We start from the raw sequence: 13,587 nt of genomic DNA on the forward strand, positions 1-13,587 counted from the left end.
GTTTAAAAATAGTAATTTAGTGGCATTAATTTAGCACATTTAAACCGAAGATTTAGTTTACATTTATGATAGAATCTGACACCTCTAAACTTCCTAAAGAGGAATTAGACAGTCTTAAAAATTATGCACACGGACTTATTAAAACCGTCCGGGAGCCATTATTGGTACTTGATAGAAACCAAAATATAGTGGCATACAACGCTAATTTTGAGAAAAAGTTTAAAATTAATGAAAGTGAGGGAGGGGTTTCAGTTTTTAACTTTAATCAGAAGCAATTACACACGGATGAATTCAGAGAAATTCTGGAAGAACTTCAAAATAGTGAAGAACCGATTTCTGATAGAACTGTTGAGGTGAAATTTTCAGAAAATGAAAAGAAAAAATTCTCGGTTAATGCTTCTTTACTTTCCTTACCAACAAAAACTTCTTTAACGCTCTTAAGTTTTAAAAGGCTTAAAAGTGGCCGGTTGTCCCGCCAGGAGAAAGTTTTTAATAAAGTTGTAGATAATATACTTTCCAATGCTCCCGCTGCTATTTGTATTCTTAGAGGTCCGGAACATACTTTTGAGGTAGCTAATGAGAATTACCTTAAATTAATTGCTCATAGAAATATTATAGGTAAAACTGTAAAAGAAGCGCTTCCCGAAGTCGGAAACCAGGGTTTTATAGATCTCTTAGATACCGTATATTCTACCGGTGAACCATATATTGGTAATGAGATTGCCATTAATCTTCAGGATGAAAATGGAGCGTTTAGAAATTCATACCTCAATTTTGTATATGAACCTACCCGGAACAAAAAAAGCAAAATAGACGGGGTTTTTGTTCATGCAATTGATGTGACCGAGCAGGTACTGGCCCGTAAAAAAGTTGAAGAAAGTGAAGACCGGTTAAAAGAAGTTATTGATGCCGTTCCTGGTATTATATGGATCACGAATGAGAAAGGTGAAAGTATATTTTTTAATAAAAACTGGTATAGCTATACTGGCCAAAATGTGGAAGAGGCGAAAGTATTTGGTTGGTTAGAAACAATTCATCCTGAAGATTACGAACGTGCCAAAGCAATTTTCCTTGAAGCTCAAAAAGAAAGAAAACCTTACAGCTCTACCTTTCGGCTTCAAAGTGCAAATGGAGATTACCGTTGGGTAATAGATAAAGGAAGCCCTAAATTTCATTCCAACGGCGAGTATGAGGGAATGATAGGTACGGTAATAGATGTGCACGACGAAAAATTAAAAGAAAACCTTGTTCGGGAAAAAGAACACCGCATGCAGGGAATTGTTAAGGAAGCCACGGTAGCTACGGCTATTTATACCGGATTGGATATGAATATTGAGCTGGCCAACAATGCCATGCTTAAGCTATGGGGAAAAGATGATTCGGTATTAAGAAAGCGCTTAGATCAGGCTCTTCCTGAATTAGACGGGCAACCTTTTCTGGAGCTACTAAGAAATGTTTATAGAACTGGAGAAACCTATTGGGGTAAAGAAGATAAGGTAGATTTACTTATAAACGGTGAAATGCAAACCGGCTTTTATAACTTTACTTACAAACCATTACGTGATAAGAACGGGGAGATCTACGGAATTTTAAATATGGCAATAGATGTGACCGAATCGGTTAAGTCTAAAATGCTTTTGAAAGAAAGTGAATTTCATTTCAGGCAAATGGCCGATTTAATGCCGGGAATGGTTTCAAAAACCGATGCCCGGGGAAGTGATATTTATTTCAATAAAAACTGGTTAGATTTTACGGGCAAGGCCAGTGAAAGCCTTAAGGAAATTGGCTGGGTAGAATTTATTCATCCCGATGAAAAACAAACTTATTTAGATGCCTGGGAAAATTGTCTTGGTACCGGTTGCGATCTTGAAATGCAGCTGCGATTAAAGAATAAAGAAGGAAAATACATCTGGCATTTAAGCAGGTGTGAAGCGGTTAAGGAAGATGATGGTTCGGTAAAAATGTGGATTGCCGCAAACACCGAAATTGATAAAATTAAGGAAGAAGAAAAACGTAAAGAAGAGTTTCTTAAAATGGTGAGCCACGAGTTGAAAACACCGGTAACTTCTATTAAAGGTTATGTACAACTGTTGCTAAGTTTAATTAAAAAACAGCAGGAAGCAGAAGTTTCAAAACTTCCATTACAGCCTTCCTTAGAACGAATAAATCACCAGGTTTCACGGTTAACAAGATTAATTTCAGAAATACTTGATCTTTCCAGAATTCGGGAAAATCAATTGGAATTAAAGAAGGAAGAATTTAATTTAAATGAACTTGTTGCCGAAACTATTCAGGATATAAATTACACCAATACGCAACATAAAATAGACCTGGAAAGTGAAGTGCAAAGCCTTGTACGGGCTGATAGGGATCGTATTGGGCAGGTAATTATTAATTTAATTATGAATGCTATAAAATATTCACCCGGCAGTCTAAATATTAATGTAAAGGTTGTACAGGAGGCCAGGGATAAAGTCAAAGTGATTATAAAAGATTTCGGCATTGGAATAAGCACCGAAAACCACAAAAAGATCTTTAAAAGATTTTACAGGGTTGGGGTTAAAAGCGAAGAAACTTATTCAGGTTTTGGTATAGGATTATATTTGGCGAATGAGATTATGGAAAGACATAATGGAGAAATAAAAGTGAAAAGTAGATTAGGCGAAGGTTCAGAATTTTCATTCATTCTGGATGCTACGCAAATTACTTCTTAAATAAAGAATATGGAGAAAAATACAAAGATTCTAGTGGTAGATGATGATTCGGGAATTGGGGAAATGTTAAAAACATTACTGGAATTTTACGGTTATAAAGTGATCGTTACCGAAAAGCCACTTATAGCCGAAGAATTAATTCAGCAGGAAAATATAGATATAGTACTTTTAGATATGCTAATTTCCGGGGTTGATGGTACCGATGTTTGTGCCGGAATTAGAAAGAACCCGGAGATAGAAAAAACTCCTGTACTTATGATGTCCGCTTTGCACGATGCCGGCCCAAAATGCAAAGATGCGGGAGCCAACGATTTTATTGCAAAACCTTTTGAGGTAGAAGAACTTACCGAGAAAATAGAGAAAATACTTGCTGCCGAAAATGATTAGGAAAACATTTCTTTTGTGAATTAGGAATTTATCCAATAAATTTGATTATTATTGGATAAATTCCTAAACATTAGAATTATGGGGCAGCCACCATCTATTGACATTAAACATTTTAAAGAAGTACGGGAAGAAAATAACTTCACGCAATCTGAATTTGCCGAGCTTTTAGGAATAAAAAACTCTACGGCTGATATTGAGCGCGGCCGTACCAAACTTTCAGGAAAAGTGGTGGCTGAACTTTTGAGCCAGTTCGGGATAAATCCTTTATGGCTCTTCGGGCAAAGCGGGCAAAAATTTTTACAATTAAGCAAGGGCGATGTAAGTCCAAAAGTGGTTACCGTAGATTCTTCAGATAATGAAAATATGGTAATGGTAAATCAAAAGGCTGCAGCCGGTTATCCTCATAACGTTCAGGATGTAGAATGGTACCAGCAATTACCCGCTTTTGATATTCCGTTGCCGGAGTTTAGAAATGCTACCTATCGAGGTTTTCAAATTGAAGGTGATAGTATGTTACCCAACTATTATCCCAACGAATGGGTTTTGGCCAAAGCCGTACCCGATTTAGACCAGGCAAGTAACAACAAAATTTATGTGGTGGTTTTGCAGGATTCTGTCCTGGTTAAAAAACTTCAAAAGCTTCCCGATGCTTCAAAGGTTCTTTTAATTTCTTTAAATGAAGAATACCTACCTATAGAAGTAAATATTAATGAAATCCAGGAACTCTGGCAGGTAAACTCGAAGCTTACTTTTAATTTAGATAATCCATCAGAAAGCGGACTTTTTAGAGAGTTAAAACAATCTATGGAAGATCTTAAACGAGAATTGAAATCGTTTAAAAAACAGGCGTAAATAAAAAAAATCCTTTTTGAATTTAATCAAAAAGGATTTTTTCTTTGGTTGGTTAAGATTTCAGCTATTCCATATCGTCGGTAGCATCTTCTATTTCATCTCCTACATCATCTGCAGCATCTTCAATATCATCAGCAGCTTGTTCCACACCAGACTTTTCTTCTCTACAAGAAGTAAAAACCGCAGCGGTACTAAAGGTAATAGCGAGCATTAAAATTAATTTTTTCATAGTTCTAAGTTTAGTTAATTATTAATAGGAATTAATAGTCGTCGTTACCTTCAACTTCATCTTCCACTTCGTTGGCAGCATCTTCTACTGCGTCACCGGTTTCGTTAGCTGCATCTTCAACAGCGTTTCCGGCATCGTTAGCGGCGTCTTCAATGTCGTCTCCAACATTATCCATATCATCATCCATCTCGTGCATTTCGCCTTCCATCTCTCTTTCCATTTCTTCACCCTCCATTTCCATTTCGTTCTCTTCTTCGTTAACCTCACGGCATGAAGTAAAAGCTGTACTAAGGGTGAAAAACATTGCGAGCATTAAAATTGATCTTTTCATAAATTTGGTTGTTTCTCGTTTGTTAAAGCAAAATTAGAAATGTAAAAGTGGATTTTAACAGAAACAATATTAAAATTTTCTTAAAAAACAGAGAAAACAACTTCTTTGAGGCTGTTTTCTTGCTTATGTTTAATTATCATCAATTTTATCTATCTCTTCGTCTATTTCTTCATTTACCTTACCGTCTACTTTTTCACCGGCTCGTTCCAGGATTCCTTTGCGCTCTTCTTCAGGCTCTGGAGTCTCCTCTTTTTCAACTTCAACTTCCCTAACCACGGTTTCTTTTTCTGTAGTTTCCCGGCAGGAGGTAAAACTCATGGCGGTAAACAGTAAAATTACTCCTGTAATAAGTACTCGTTTCATAATGTTTATTTTATTGATTTATACACCGAAATTACAATATAAATGTTAGGTGCATTTATTTTTTAGGAAACTTTAGCTAAACCCCGGTAAACGCTTCAGGTAATTGATAATGGTTTGAGTGGCACCGGTGTTACTATTAATAAAGTGTCCGGCAATCATCCCGGTTTTTTCTCTGTACTCTTTATTGGCAAGTAGTTTTTCTATCACCTCGCTGAATTCTGAAGAAGTTTCTACAGAAAATAGCCCGGCAAGTTGTCTTAGCCGAATAGCCTCTGGAAAGTTGTTGTAATTTTTCCCGATAATTACCGGAATTCCGAAGGTTGCGGGTTCTAAAATGTTATGAAGGCCTGAGGTTCCCGCAGCTCCACCTACATAAGCAATATTGGCGTAACTGTATACCTTACCAAGTAATCCTATAGTATCTAAAATCAATACTTCAAAATTCGCCAGCTCCTGATTTTCTTTTGCTGAATATCGAATTGATTTTCTTTTTATTTTTTGCTCTAGCGCCTTGATTTTTTCTTCTTTAATTTCGTGGGGAGCAATTATTATCTTGATTCCTGCTGAAGTTTGATTGATAAAAGGAAGGAGAATTTCTTCATCCTCAGGCCAGGTACTTCCGGCCACCAGGCAGGTTTTATTATTTATAAATTCTTCAGCAAAATCAAGGGTATTGTTATACTGAATTTGCCTTGAAACGCGGTCAAACCGTGTGTCGCCGCTTTGGGTGATATTATTAAAGCCAATAGATTTAATTAATTCTGCTGAAGTTTCATTTTGCACAAAAAAGTGATCAAAATTTGATAAAGCTTTTCGCATAAAACCTCCGTAGGGTTTAAAATAAACCTGATTTTCTCTGAACGCACCTGAAACCAGTAAAATTTTAATATTTTGTTTCTTAAGTTCAGTTAAGAAATTTGGCCAGATTTCGTATTTAATAAAAAAAGCAATTTTAGGCTTAACGAGGGCAAGAAATCTTTTTGCATTATTTGCAGTATCTAACGGGAGATAAGTAATCACATCAGCCAGCGGGTGGTTTTTCTTGTTTTCGTAACCCGAAGGAGAAAAAAAAGTGATCAATACTTTATACTTCGGAAATTCCTTTTTTACTTCCTCAATAATGGGTAAAGCCTGCTCAAATTCACCCAGGGAGGCTGCGTGAAACCAAAGATAATCTTCAGCAGGATCTATTTCTGCCTGCAGTTTATCAAAAACCGATTTTCTTCCCTCGGTAAATAATTTGAGTTTATGATTAAACCTGCCGGCCAGCGGTAATGCTTTCTCAGCAATTTTTGTCGCTAAATTGTAAAGTGGCTTCAAAATAACTTGTTTCTAATGCGAAAATAGGCCTTTAATTAAAATTGATTGGCAATAGGGAGCTTATTTCGTATTTTCGTGACTCTAAAAAATATATGAAAACGGCGTAATGCTGGCCCCGAAAATTGGCGCCACAGGAGCAAGGATTTTTATTCCGTGCTGATTTAAAAACGGGGAGAAAAATTATAAATAGATGAGAAAAATACAAATGGTTGACCTTAAGGGTCAATATGAGGGGATAAAAGATCAGGTAGATGCTTCTTTCCAGCAGGTGATAGAAAATGCAGCATTTATTAACGGCCCTGAAGTTCAGCAGTTTCAGAAGGATCTGGAAGATTATCTCCAGGTAAAGCACGTAATTCCCTGTGCCAACGGTACCGATGCCTTGCAGATAGCAATGATGGGGCTTGATCTAAAACCGGGTGATGAAGTAATTACTGCGGATTTCACTTTTGCGGCTACCGTTGAGGTAATTGCGCTTCTTCAGCTAACGCCTGTTCTGGTAGATGTGGAACCCGATAGTTTTAATATAGATCCAGAAGCCATTAAAAAGGCAATCACTCCAAAAACCAAGGCCATTGTTCCTGTTCACCTTTTTGGTCAGGCGGCCAATATGGATGCAATAATGGAAATTGCCGAGGAACATAATCTTTATGTGATTGAAGATAACGCACAGGCAATTGGTGGGAACTATCATTCCAAAAAAGGAAAAACCCAAAAAACCGGGGCAATTGGCCATATTGGCGCTACTTCGTTTTTTCCTTCCAAAAACCTGGGTTGCTATGGTGATGGTGGCGCAATTTTAACTAATAATGATGAACTGGCACATACTATTCGCGGCATCGTAAATCACGGTATGTATGAGCGCTATCATCACGATGTGGTGGGTGTAAATTCGCGGTTAGACAGTTTACAGGCGGCGGTTTTAAGGGCAAAACTTCCAAAACTTGATTCTTATAATGAAGCCAGGAAAAAATCGGGCAATAAATATTCTGAAGCTTTTAAAGGGGAGGAAGATATCATTACACCGGTACTACTTGACAAAGATGATACTCACGTTTATCACCAATATACCCTGAAAATTAAAAATGGAAAACGTGACGCCCTGGCAAAACACCTGCAGGAAAGAGGAATTCCATTCGGAATTTATTACCCTATTCCGCTACACAAGCAAAAAGCATACGCAGATTCCAGATATAATGAAGCCGATTTCCCGGTAACCAATCAGTTGGTTCAGGAAGTGCTTTCGCTGCCCATGCATACCGAACTGGATGATGAACAAATTGATTATATTACAGGTACAATCAAAGAATTTTTAAACGCTTAAATTTCTAATATGAAAAAACTTTTAATTTTTTGCTTCGGAATATTCTTATCTACAGGACTTCAGGCGCAGGATTTCTACATACAAGCTGGTAAATTGGTAGATACAAAATCAGGAAAAGTTCTAACTGAAAAAACAATAATTGTTTCCGAGGATAAGATTAAAAGTGTGGAGAAAGGATTTGTTAATCCCGAGAGTGAAAATGATTCGGTAATCGATCTTCGAGATAAAACAGTACTTCCGGGACTAACCGATATGCACGTTCACCTGGAAAGTGAAACCAATCCGCAAAAATATATGGAACGTTTTATAAACAATCCTGAAGATGCGGCTTTTAATTCGGTTGGTTTTGCTAAAACTACTTTAATGGCCGGCTTTACCACCGTGCGGGAATTGGGAGGCAGCGGAGTAAATATTGCGCTTCGTGATGCTATAAATAAAGGAAAGATTGACGGGCCGAGAATTTTTACTGCCGGGAAATCGCTGGCTACCACCGGAGGCCACGCCGATCCCAGCAACGGAATGAATAAGGAATTAACTGGTGACCCGGGACCAAAAGAAGGTGTGGTTAACGGACCTGAGGATGCTGCCAAGGCTGTCCGCCAACGCTATAAAAATGGAGCCGATTTAATTAAAATTACGGCTACGGGCGGAGTGTTAAGTGTTGCTAAAAGTAGTTCAAATCCGCAGTTTACTGAAGACGAAATAAGAGCTATTGTAAAAACTGCAAACGATTATGATTTTCACGTGGCAGCTCACGCTCACGGTGATGAGGGAATGCAGCGCGCAATTAGAGCCGGTGTAAAAACCATTGAACACGGTACCAAAATGAGCGAAGAGACGATGGATTTAATGAAAGAACACGGTGCTTACCTCGTTCCTACGATTACGGCTGGAAAAGAAGTAACCCAAAATGCCGAAATTGAAAATTATTATCCCGAATTGGTAGTGCCAAAAGCCAGGGAAATTGGTCCGCAAATTCAGGATATGTTCGCCCGTGCCTATAAAAGGGGAGTAGGTATTGCTTTTGGTACCGATGCCGGAGTTTTTAAACACGGGGAAAATGCCCGCGAATTTGTTTATATGACAGAAGCCGGAATGCCGGCAATGGAAGCAATTCAAAGTGCTACGATTACCGCGGGGAAGATTTTAAAGATGGAAGATAAAATTGGCCAGATCGCTGAAGGTTTTTATGCAGATATTATTGCTGTTGACGAAGATCCTGTCGAAAATATTGAGACTTTAAAAGACGTGAAATTCGTGATGAAAGAGGGGAAAGTTTATAAAAATTAAACTTTGAAATAAAATTGTCTGAAAAGTATTCGAGAATGTCATCCTGAACTTGATTTAGGATCTAAGTTGTTGGTATGTAAAAACTTTCAGATCCTGAAATAAATTCAGGATGGTGATTTCAACAAGTTTTGTTTTAAGTAAAATTGTTTTCTTTGCAAAACAAGCAAAAAATCCTGAAGCGATCTACTTCAGGATTTTTTATATTCAAATTTTTTCTAAATCCTTAAACGGAAGCCGAAGCGGTTTCCATTTGTCGGTCTATTTTTTTAACTAATCCCTGTAAAACTTTTCCGGGGCCTACTTCGGTAAAATTAGTGGCACCGTCCTTAATCATATTTTGAACACTTTGTGTCCATTTCACCGGGGCGGTTAATTGAAAAACCAGGTTTTTCTTAATCTCTTCCGGGTCGGTTACAGCAAAAGTGCTCACGTTCTGATAGATTGGACAGGTTGGGGTATTAAATGTTGTGTTTTCTATTGCAGCCGCCAGTTCTTTACGTGCAGGTTCCATTAAAGGAGAATGAAAAGCACCGCCAACAGGTAGAATCATCGCTCTTTTAGCGCCGCGTTCTTTTAAGGTTTCACAAGCAGCTTCTACTGCTTTTACATCACCGGAAATTACTAATTGCCCCGGGCAATTATAGTTCGCAGCAACTACGATTCCTTCGGTTTCAGCGCAAACCGCTTCCACAACTTCGTCTTCCAGGCCTAAAACAGCGGCCATAGTAGAAGGTTCTAATTCGCAAGCTTCCTGCATGGCCATTGCACGTTTGTAAACCAACTTCAGTCCATCTTCGAATGAAAGTGTGTTGTTGGCAACAAGAGCAGAAAGTTCTCCTAAAGAGTGTCCGGCAACCATATCGGGTTTAAAATCTTCGCCTAAAACTTTGCTTAGAATAACCGAGTGTAAAAAAACCGCGGGTTGGGTAACTTTGGTTTGTTTTAGGTCTTCCGCAGAACCTTCAAACATAATATCGGTAATTGAAAAGCCTAAAATTGCATTGGCTTTTTTAAACAGATCCTGCGCTTTGGAAGATTTTTCAAAAAGGTCTAATCCCATTCCTGAAAACTGAGCTCCCTGGCCGGGAAAAATATATGCGTTCATAATATTCAATTTAGATTCGGCTAAAATAGAAATAATAAAAAAGACCTCATAACAATTGCGATGTTACGAGGTCTTTCCTTGAGAATTTCGAAGTTTAAAGATTCAATTTTCCTTTTTCCCCAATATCTCCTTTTTTGTCACCGGTTACTGCTGCAGCTCCTATTTTTAAAAATGTCACGAATTTATTTTGCTTATTATCCCAAAAATAAGCTTCTTTAGGGACTACTTTTATCGCGGTTAAGTTGGGATCATCTACTCCGTTGAACCAGGCATCGTCCATTTTTCCATAGAATTCTTCTAAGACATTTTTATTGGTTTCTATAGTAGCTTTTCCGTAGATGCTTATAAATTCCATATCTGAGGTGTCACTAAATAGCAGCTGCACATCATTATCTTTCGCAATGTCGCCGTTGTGATCGCTATCTAACCTGCTAAAAAACCAGATATTTCCTTCTTTATCTACTTCTTTGGTCGTCATTGGGACGGCGCTTAAAGGTTTATTCCCGAAATCTGTTACCAGCATACAGGTTTTAATATCCTTTACCATAGACTTCATTTTGTCTAAAGCTTGGTCCTTATTTAAATTTTCAGTACTCATTTTTTTAAGTTTAAGTTGGAAAACTGAATTTAATGAGTATCTCTGCCTATCTGCGCTAATAAACTCCTAAAAGAATAAAGCAGGCTGTTAAGAATTGTGAAATTAAATGTATTGCGTAAGTATACTGGTAACCTGAGATTTATAACCTACCCCAAAAAGATTGAGATGCACCAGTAAGTAGTAAAGTTGCCATAGCGGAATTCGATCTTCAAAACCGGGTTCTAAAGGGAATTCCCGGTTATAAACTTCAAAAAGTTTCTTATCAAAACCGCCAAAAAGTTTCATCATTGCAAGATCCATTTCGCGTGGAGCGAAAGCGGTAGCAGGATCTATAAGACACGGATTTCCTTCTTCATTAACCAGGTAATTACCACCCCAAAGATCACCGTGAATTAATGAAGGTTTTTCATCTGGAATTATTGCGGAAATATTTCTGAAAAATGAACTTTGAACTCCAAGTTCGTAACCTTTATCTTTGGCCAGTTTCAGCTGAGGTTCCAGGCGTTCTGAAATATAGAAATCTGCGGCTGAAGTTGAAGCATTATTTCTCTGCGGCAAACTTCCAATATAATTATCCTGGTGAAAACCGAATTCTTCTGAAGTGGTTTTATGCAGGTCTACCATTTGCTTTCCAAAAGTTTCCCAGAAATCCTTGGTTTTGGCCGCGCTTTCCCGGAATTCCAGTAGTAAATAGGCAGTATTTTCAATTTCACCAAGTCCTAAAACACTGGGGACATCAATCACCTTTGGTTTCTGAAGTGCTTCCAAACCGGCTTTTTCGGCAGCGAACATTCCGGGGAATTTTTCAGCATTATTTATTTTTACAACCTGCTTTTTTCCTTCAGCATTTATAAGGAAAACATCATTAATATCTCCGCCCGTAAGTCGGCTGAATTTTGGATTCGTAAGCTTATTTTCTTTGGCTATTTTATGCAGCACTTCATTTTCTAACATAGGTAAGATAAGTGAATGCGTAATCGTGGTTTTCGTCTTTTGGATGAAATTCTTCGGCTATCAATTTCCATTTTTCTTCATCTATTTCAGGAAAAAAAGTATCAGCTTCAAAAGTACCGTGTACCCGGGTAAGCTCAATTTTATCGGCCATTTCCATTCCTAATTCATAAATTTCACCTCCGCCAATAATAAAAGGCTGTTCATCGTTTTTAGCAAATTCCAGTGCTTTTTCCAAAGAGGAAACCACCGTTGCATCTTTCTTTAGATAATTATCTTTTCGGGTAATTACAATATGCGTACGATTGGGAAGAGGTTTAGGAAAAGTTTCAAAAGTTTTTCTTCCCATAATAATATGGTGTCCGGTGGTGAGTTTTTTAAAGCGCTTAAAATCATCCGGCAGGTGCCACACCAAATCCTGATCTTTTCCCAGTGCATTATTTTCCGCGGCAGCGGCAATCATTGTAATCATATTCTAAGTATTGTAAGGTTGATCCGGCTTTTCGGGATCGTTGGTTTTTGGTTTAAAACGCTCGTTCTCTTTTTTTAATTCCGGTGTATTTTCCGGTTTTTGAGTAGTGTCTTTTTGCGGCGGATTTGCAGGAAAATCCTTTTCTGCCTGCGTTTGCATTTTGGCAATTTTCTCCTTCTGTTTCTGTACTAATTTTGCCATTTGCTTATCCTGCCATTCTTTACCAAGGAACTTATTGGTGATAAAAACATTAAATACGTGAACTAATAAGATAAACGTCCACAGTAAAATGGCCCAGACAAACCAATTATAACCCAGTGGCATAAAATCCTCCTGGTAACCAATTCCAACATTTAAAACGATGAGAAAAACGGCACCGATTAGAAATATTATAAAATGCTGAAATAATCTCTTTTTTTGCAAGGTGCGTTTACGAGCATATTCATAGAGTTCACGCTGTTCAGCATCGAGTTTGGAAGTGTTTTTCTTTTTAGAAAACATAATTAGAAGTACTTTAGTGTCTATTCCAAATTTACAGTTTTTGTTAACAATTCGAAGAGGAAAATGGAGAATTTAAGAAAAGGATTTCCGGTTTTAGAGCAATATACCTATTTAAATACCGCTGCTTCGGGATTATTGTCAGAGGCGGTTTGGGAGTTCAGGCAAAATCACGATTTAGATTTTCTTCTTGGTGCAAGCGTTTTTAAAGAAAACCAGGCCAAAATTTTAACCGAAACCCGGGAACTGTTGGGCGAAACTTTTGGATGCCCACATGCACAGGTGGCTTTAGTGCCAAATTTCTCCTACGGATTTAATACCTTGCTGGAAGGGCTTGAAAAACCTCAAAAAGCCTTATTGCTTAAAAATGATTATCCCTCGCTGAACTGGGCCGTAGAATCCAGGAATTTTGAAATTTCTTATGCTGAAATTAATGAAAGTCTAGAGAAAAATATCGCTGAAGCTTTCGAGAAACGGCAACCCGATTTCTTTGCTTTTAGCGTCGTACAATACATTAACGGAATTAAAATAGATCTTGAATTTCTTCAAAATCTAAAGAAAGAATATCCCGATACCTTATTTATTGCCGATGGCACGCAGTTTTGCGGCACCGAAGCTTTTCATTTTGATAAGAGTGCGATTGATATTCTAATTTGCAGCACTTATAAATGGTTAAACGCCGGTTATGGAAATGCATTTATACTCTTTAAAAAAGAAATGGAAGAGAAAATTGCTCCAAAAGCTATAGGATTTGGCTCTTTACAGGGTAAATATAAAGCCCATGAAGGAAATTTTATAGGAAAGTTTGAACCCGGTCACCAGGATACTTTGAATTATGGAAGTTTGGCCGAAGCTTTGAAACTGATTAAAAAGATAGGAATAGCTGAAATCTCATCAAGAATTGAAGCATTAAGTACAAAAGCTAAATCTGAATTTACCAAAATGAATCTCCTGGAAGAAAGCGTGGTAAATCGCGCTGAACATTCATCGATTTTTAATATAAAAGGAAACGATAAATTGTTTGAGTATCTAAGAAGTAAACAAATTATTGTGTCCCAACGTGGGGAAGGGATACGTGTGAGTTTTCATTACTTTAATACAGAAAAAGAGTTGGATTTCCTTTTAAAGGAATTAAAGAAATTCGGTGTCTAAA

The 13,587-nt window shown here is 37.6% G+C and carries 15 protein-coding genes; 6 read left to right on the plus strand and 9 right to left on the minus strand.

The features are described from left to right. Nucleotides 1-65: 65 nt before the first annotated feature. The 3 genes from B5X53_RS11115 to B5X53_RS11125 all read left to right on the plus strand — a co-directional run bounded on the left by B5X53_RS11115 (nucleotide 66) and on the right by B5X53_RS11125 (nucleotide 3,953). Nucleotides 66-2,714, plus strand: coding sequence for a PAS domain S-box protein (locus B5X53_RS11115; RefSeq protein WP_079713305.1), 2,649 nt, complete (start codon nucleotides 66-68; stop codon nucleotides 2,712-2,714). Nucleotides 2,715-2,723: 9 nt separating this feature from the next. Continuing rightward, nucleotides 2,724-3,101 (plus strand): response regulator transcription factor, encoded by a 378-nt coding sequence (locus B5X53_RS11120; protein WP_079713306.1) that lies wholly within the window; start codon nucleotides 2,724-2,726, stop codon nucleotides 3,099-3,101. 78 nt (nucleotides 3,102-3,179) lie between these two features. Continuing rightward, the gene (locus B5X53_RS11125) at nucleotides 3,180-3,953 is read left to right on the plus strand and encodes an XRE family transcriptional regulator (protein WP_079713307.1); all 774 of its coding nucleotides are present in this window, start codon (nucleotides 3,180-3,182) and stop codon (nucleotides 3,951-3,953) included. A 64-nt stretch (nucleotides 3,954-4,017) separates the two neighbouring features. Here B5X53_RS11125 and B5X53_RS19205 read toward each other — a convergent pair whose 3' ends face one another. The 4 genes from B5X53_RS19205 to B5X53_RS11140 form a co-directional block, all read right to left on the minus strand. Continuing rightward, the gene (locus tag B5X53_RS19205; RefSeq protein ID WP_198550793.1) at nucleotides 4,018-4,182 is read right to left on the minus strand and encodes a Vmc-like lipoprotein signal peptide domain-containing protein; all 165 of its coding nucleotides are present in this window, start codon (nucleotides 4,180-4,182) and stop codon (nucleotides 4,018-4,020) included. 31 nt (nucleotides 4,183-4,213) lie between these two features. Beyond that, nucleotides 4,214-4,513: a hypothetical protein gene (locus tag B5X53_RS11130; RefSeq protein WP_079713308.1), complete on the minus strand. Its 300-nt coding sequence runs from the start codon at nucleotides 4,511-4,513 to the stop codon at nucleotides 4,214-4,216. Nucleotides 4,514-4,642: 129 nt separating this feature from the next. Continuing rightward, on the minus strand, nucleotides 4,643-4,876 hold the full coding sequence (locus B5X53_RS11135) for a hypothetical protein (RefSeq protein WP_079713309.1): 234 nt from the start codon (nucleotides 4,874-4,876) through the stop codon (nucleotides 4,643-4,645). 72 nt (nucleotides 4,877-4,948) lie between these two features. Next, entirely contained in the window at nucleotides 4,949-6,196 is a 1,248-nt protein-coding gene (locus B5X53_RS11140; RefSeq protein WP_079713310.1) for a 3-deoxy-D-manno-octulosonic acid transferase, read from the minus strand. A 190-nt stretch (nucleotides 6,197-6,386) separates the two neighbouring features. Here B5X53_RS11140 and B5X53_RS11145 point away from each other — a divergent pair, with 190 nt between their 5' ends. Both B5X53_RS11145 and B5X53_RS11150 read left to right on the plus strand, forming a co-directional pair. Then, nucleotides 6,387-7,520, plus strand: a complete 1,134-nt coding sequence (locus B5X53_RS11145; protein WP_079713311.1) for a DegT/DnrJ/EryC1/StrS family aminotransferase — start codon at nucleotides 6,387-6,389, stop codon at nucleotides 7,518-7,520. Nucleotides 7,521-7,529: 9 nt separating this feature from the next. Next, nucleotides 7,530-8,810, plus strand: coding sequence for a metal-dependent hydrolase family protein (locus B5X53_RS11150; protein ID WP_079713312.1), 1,281 nt, complete (start codon nucleotides 7,530-7,532; stop codon nucleotides 8,808-8,810). Between the two features lie 223 nt (nucleotides 8,811-9,033). On the opposite strand, the gene fabD is transcribed toward B5X53_RS11150, so the two are convergent. The 5 genes from fabD to B5X53_RS19365 all read right to left on the minus strand — a co-directional run bounded on the left by fabD (nucleotide 9,034) and on the right by B5X53_RS19365 (nucleotide 12,437). Next, nucleotides 9,034-9,915 (minus strand): ACP S-malonyltransferase, encoded by an 882-nt coding sequence (gene fabD / locus B5X53_RS11155; RefSeq protein WP_079713313.1) that lies wholly within the window; start codon nucleotides 9,913-9,915, stop codon nucleotides 9,034-9,036. 94 nt (nucleotides 9,916-10,009) lie between these two features. Next, nucleotides 10,010-10,513, minus strand: a complete 504-nt coding sequence (locus B5X53_RS11160) for a pyridoxamine 5'-phosphate oxidase family protein (RefSeq protein WP_079713314.1) — start codon at nucleotides 10,511-10,513, stop codon at nucleotides 10,010-10,012. Between the two features lie 102 nt (nucleotides 10,514-10,615). Beyond that, nucleotides 10,616-11,467 (minus strand): fructosamine kinase family protein, encoded by an 852-nt coding sequence (locus B5X53_RS11165; protein WP_079713315.1) that lies wholly within the window; start codon nucleotides 11,465-11,467, stop codon nucleotides 10,616-10,618. After that, nucleotides 11,454-11,936, minus strand: a complete 483-nt coding sequence (locus tag B5X53_RS19360; RefSeq protein ID WP_101023146.1) for a dihydrofolate reductase — start codon at nucleotides 11,934-11,936, stop codon at nucleotides 11,454-11,456. Before B5X53_RS19360 ends, B5X53_RS11165 begins: the two co-directional genes overlap by 14 nt. A gap of 3 nt (nucleotides 11,937-11,939) precedes the next feature. Further along, a complete protein-coding gene (locus B5X53_RS19365; RefSeq protein ID WP_101023145.1) occupies nucleotides 11,940-12,437 on the minus strand; it encodes a 2TM domain-containing protein in 498 nt (165 codons plus the stop codon). A 63-nt stretch (nucleotides 12,438-12,500) separates the two neighbouring features. On the opposite strand from B5X53_RS19365, the gene B5X53_RS11175 reads away from it, so the two are divergent. Beyond that, nucleotides 12,501-13,586 carry an aminotransferase class V-fold PLP-dependent enzyme gene (locus B5X53_RS11175; RefSeq protein WP_079713316.1) on the plus strand — a complete coding sequence of 362 codons (1,086 nt, stop codon included), beginning with the start codon at nucleotides 12,501-12,503 and terminating at the stop codon, nucleotides 13,584-13,586. The last annotated feature ends 1 nt before the right edge of the window (nucleotide 13,587 follow it).

Source organism: Salegentibacter salinarum (assembly GCF_900168115.1).
GTDB lineage: Bacteria > Bacteroidota > Bacteroidia > Flavobacteriales > Flavobacteriaceae > Salegentibacter > Salegentibacter salinarum.

Bases quoted from the DNA above. Each gene is read 5' to 3' on its own strand.
- B5X53_RS11115 (WP_079713305.1), top strand. From the start codon at position 66: ATGATAGAATCTGACACCTCTAAACTTCCTAAAGAGGAATTAGACAGT.
- B5X53_RS11120 (WP_079713306.1), top strand. From the start codon at position 2,724: ATGGAGAAAAATACAAAGATTCTAGTGGTAGATGATGATTCGGGAATT.
- B5X53_RS11125 (WP_079713307.1), top strand. From the start codon at position 3,180: ATGGGGCAGCCACCATCTATTGACATTAAACATTTTAAAGAAGTACGG.
- B5X53_RS19205 (WP_198550793.1), bottom strand. From the start codon at position 4,182: ATGAAAAAATTAATTTTAATGCTCGCTATTACCTTTAGTACCGCTGCG.
- B5X53_RS11130 (WP_079713308.1), bottom strand. From the start codon at position 4,513: ATGAAAAGATCAATTTTAATGCTCGCAATGTTTTTCACCCTTAGTACA.
- B5X53_RS11135 (WP_079713309.1), bottom strand. From the start codon at position 4,876: ATGAAACGAGTACTTATTACAGGAGTAATTTTACTGTTTACCGCCATG.
- B5X53_RS11145 (WP_079713311.1), top strand. From the start codon at position 6,387: ATGAGAAAAATACAAATGGTTGACCTTAAGGGTCAATATGAGGGGATA.
- B5X53_RS11150 (WP_079713312.1), top strand. From the start codon at position 7,530: ATGAAAAAACTTTTAATTTTTTGCTTCGGAATATTCTTATCTACAGGA.
- fabD (WP_079713313.1), bottom strand. From the start codon at position 9,915: ATGAACGCATATATTTTTCCCGGCCAGGGAGCTCAGTTTTCAGGAATG.
- B5X53_RS11160 (WP_079713314.1), bottom strand. From the start codon at position 10,513: ATGAGTACTGAAAATTTAAATAAGGACCAAGCTTTAGACAAAATGAAG.
- B5X53_RS11165 (WP_079713315.1), bottom strand. From the start codon at position 11,467: ATGTTAGAAAATGAAGTGCTGCATAAAATAGCCAAAGAAAATAAGCTT.
- B5X53_RS19360 (WP_101023146.1), bottom strand. From the start codon at position 11,936: ATGATTACAATGATTGCCGCTGCCGCGGAAAATAATGCACTGGGAAAA.
- B5X53_RS19365 (WP_101023145.1), bottom strand. From the start codon at position 12,437: ATGTTTTCTAAAAAGAAAAACACTTCCAAACTCGATGCTGAACAGCGT.
- B5X53_RS11175 (WP_079713316.1), top strand. From the start codon at position 12,501: ATGGAGAATTTAAGAAAAGGATTTCCGGTTTTAGAGCAATATACCTAT.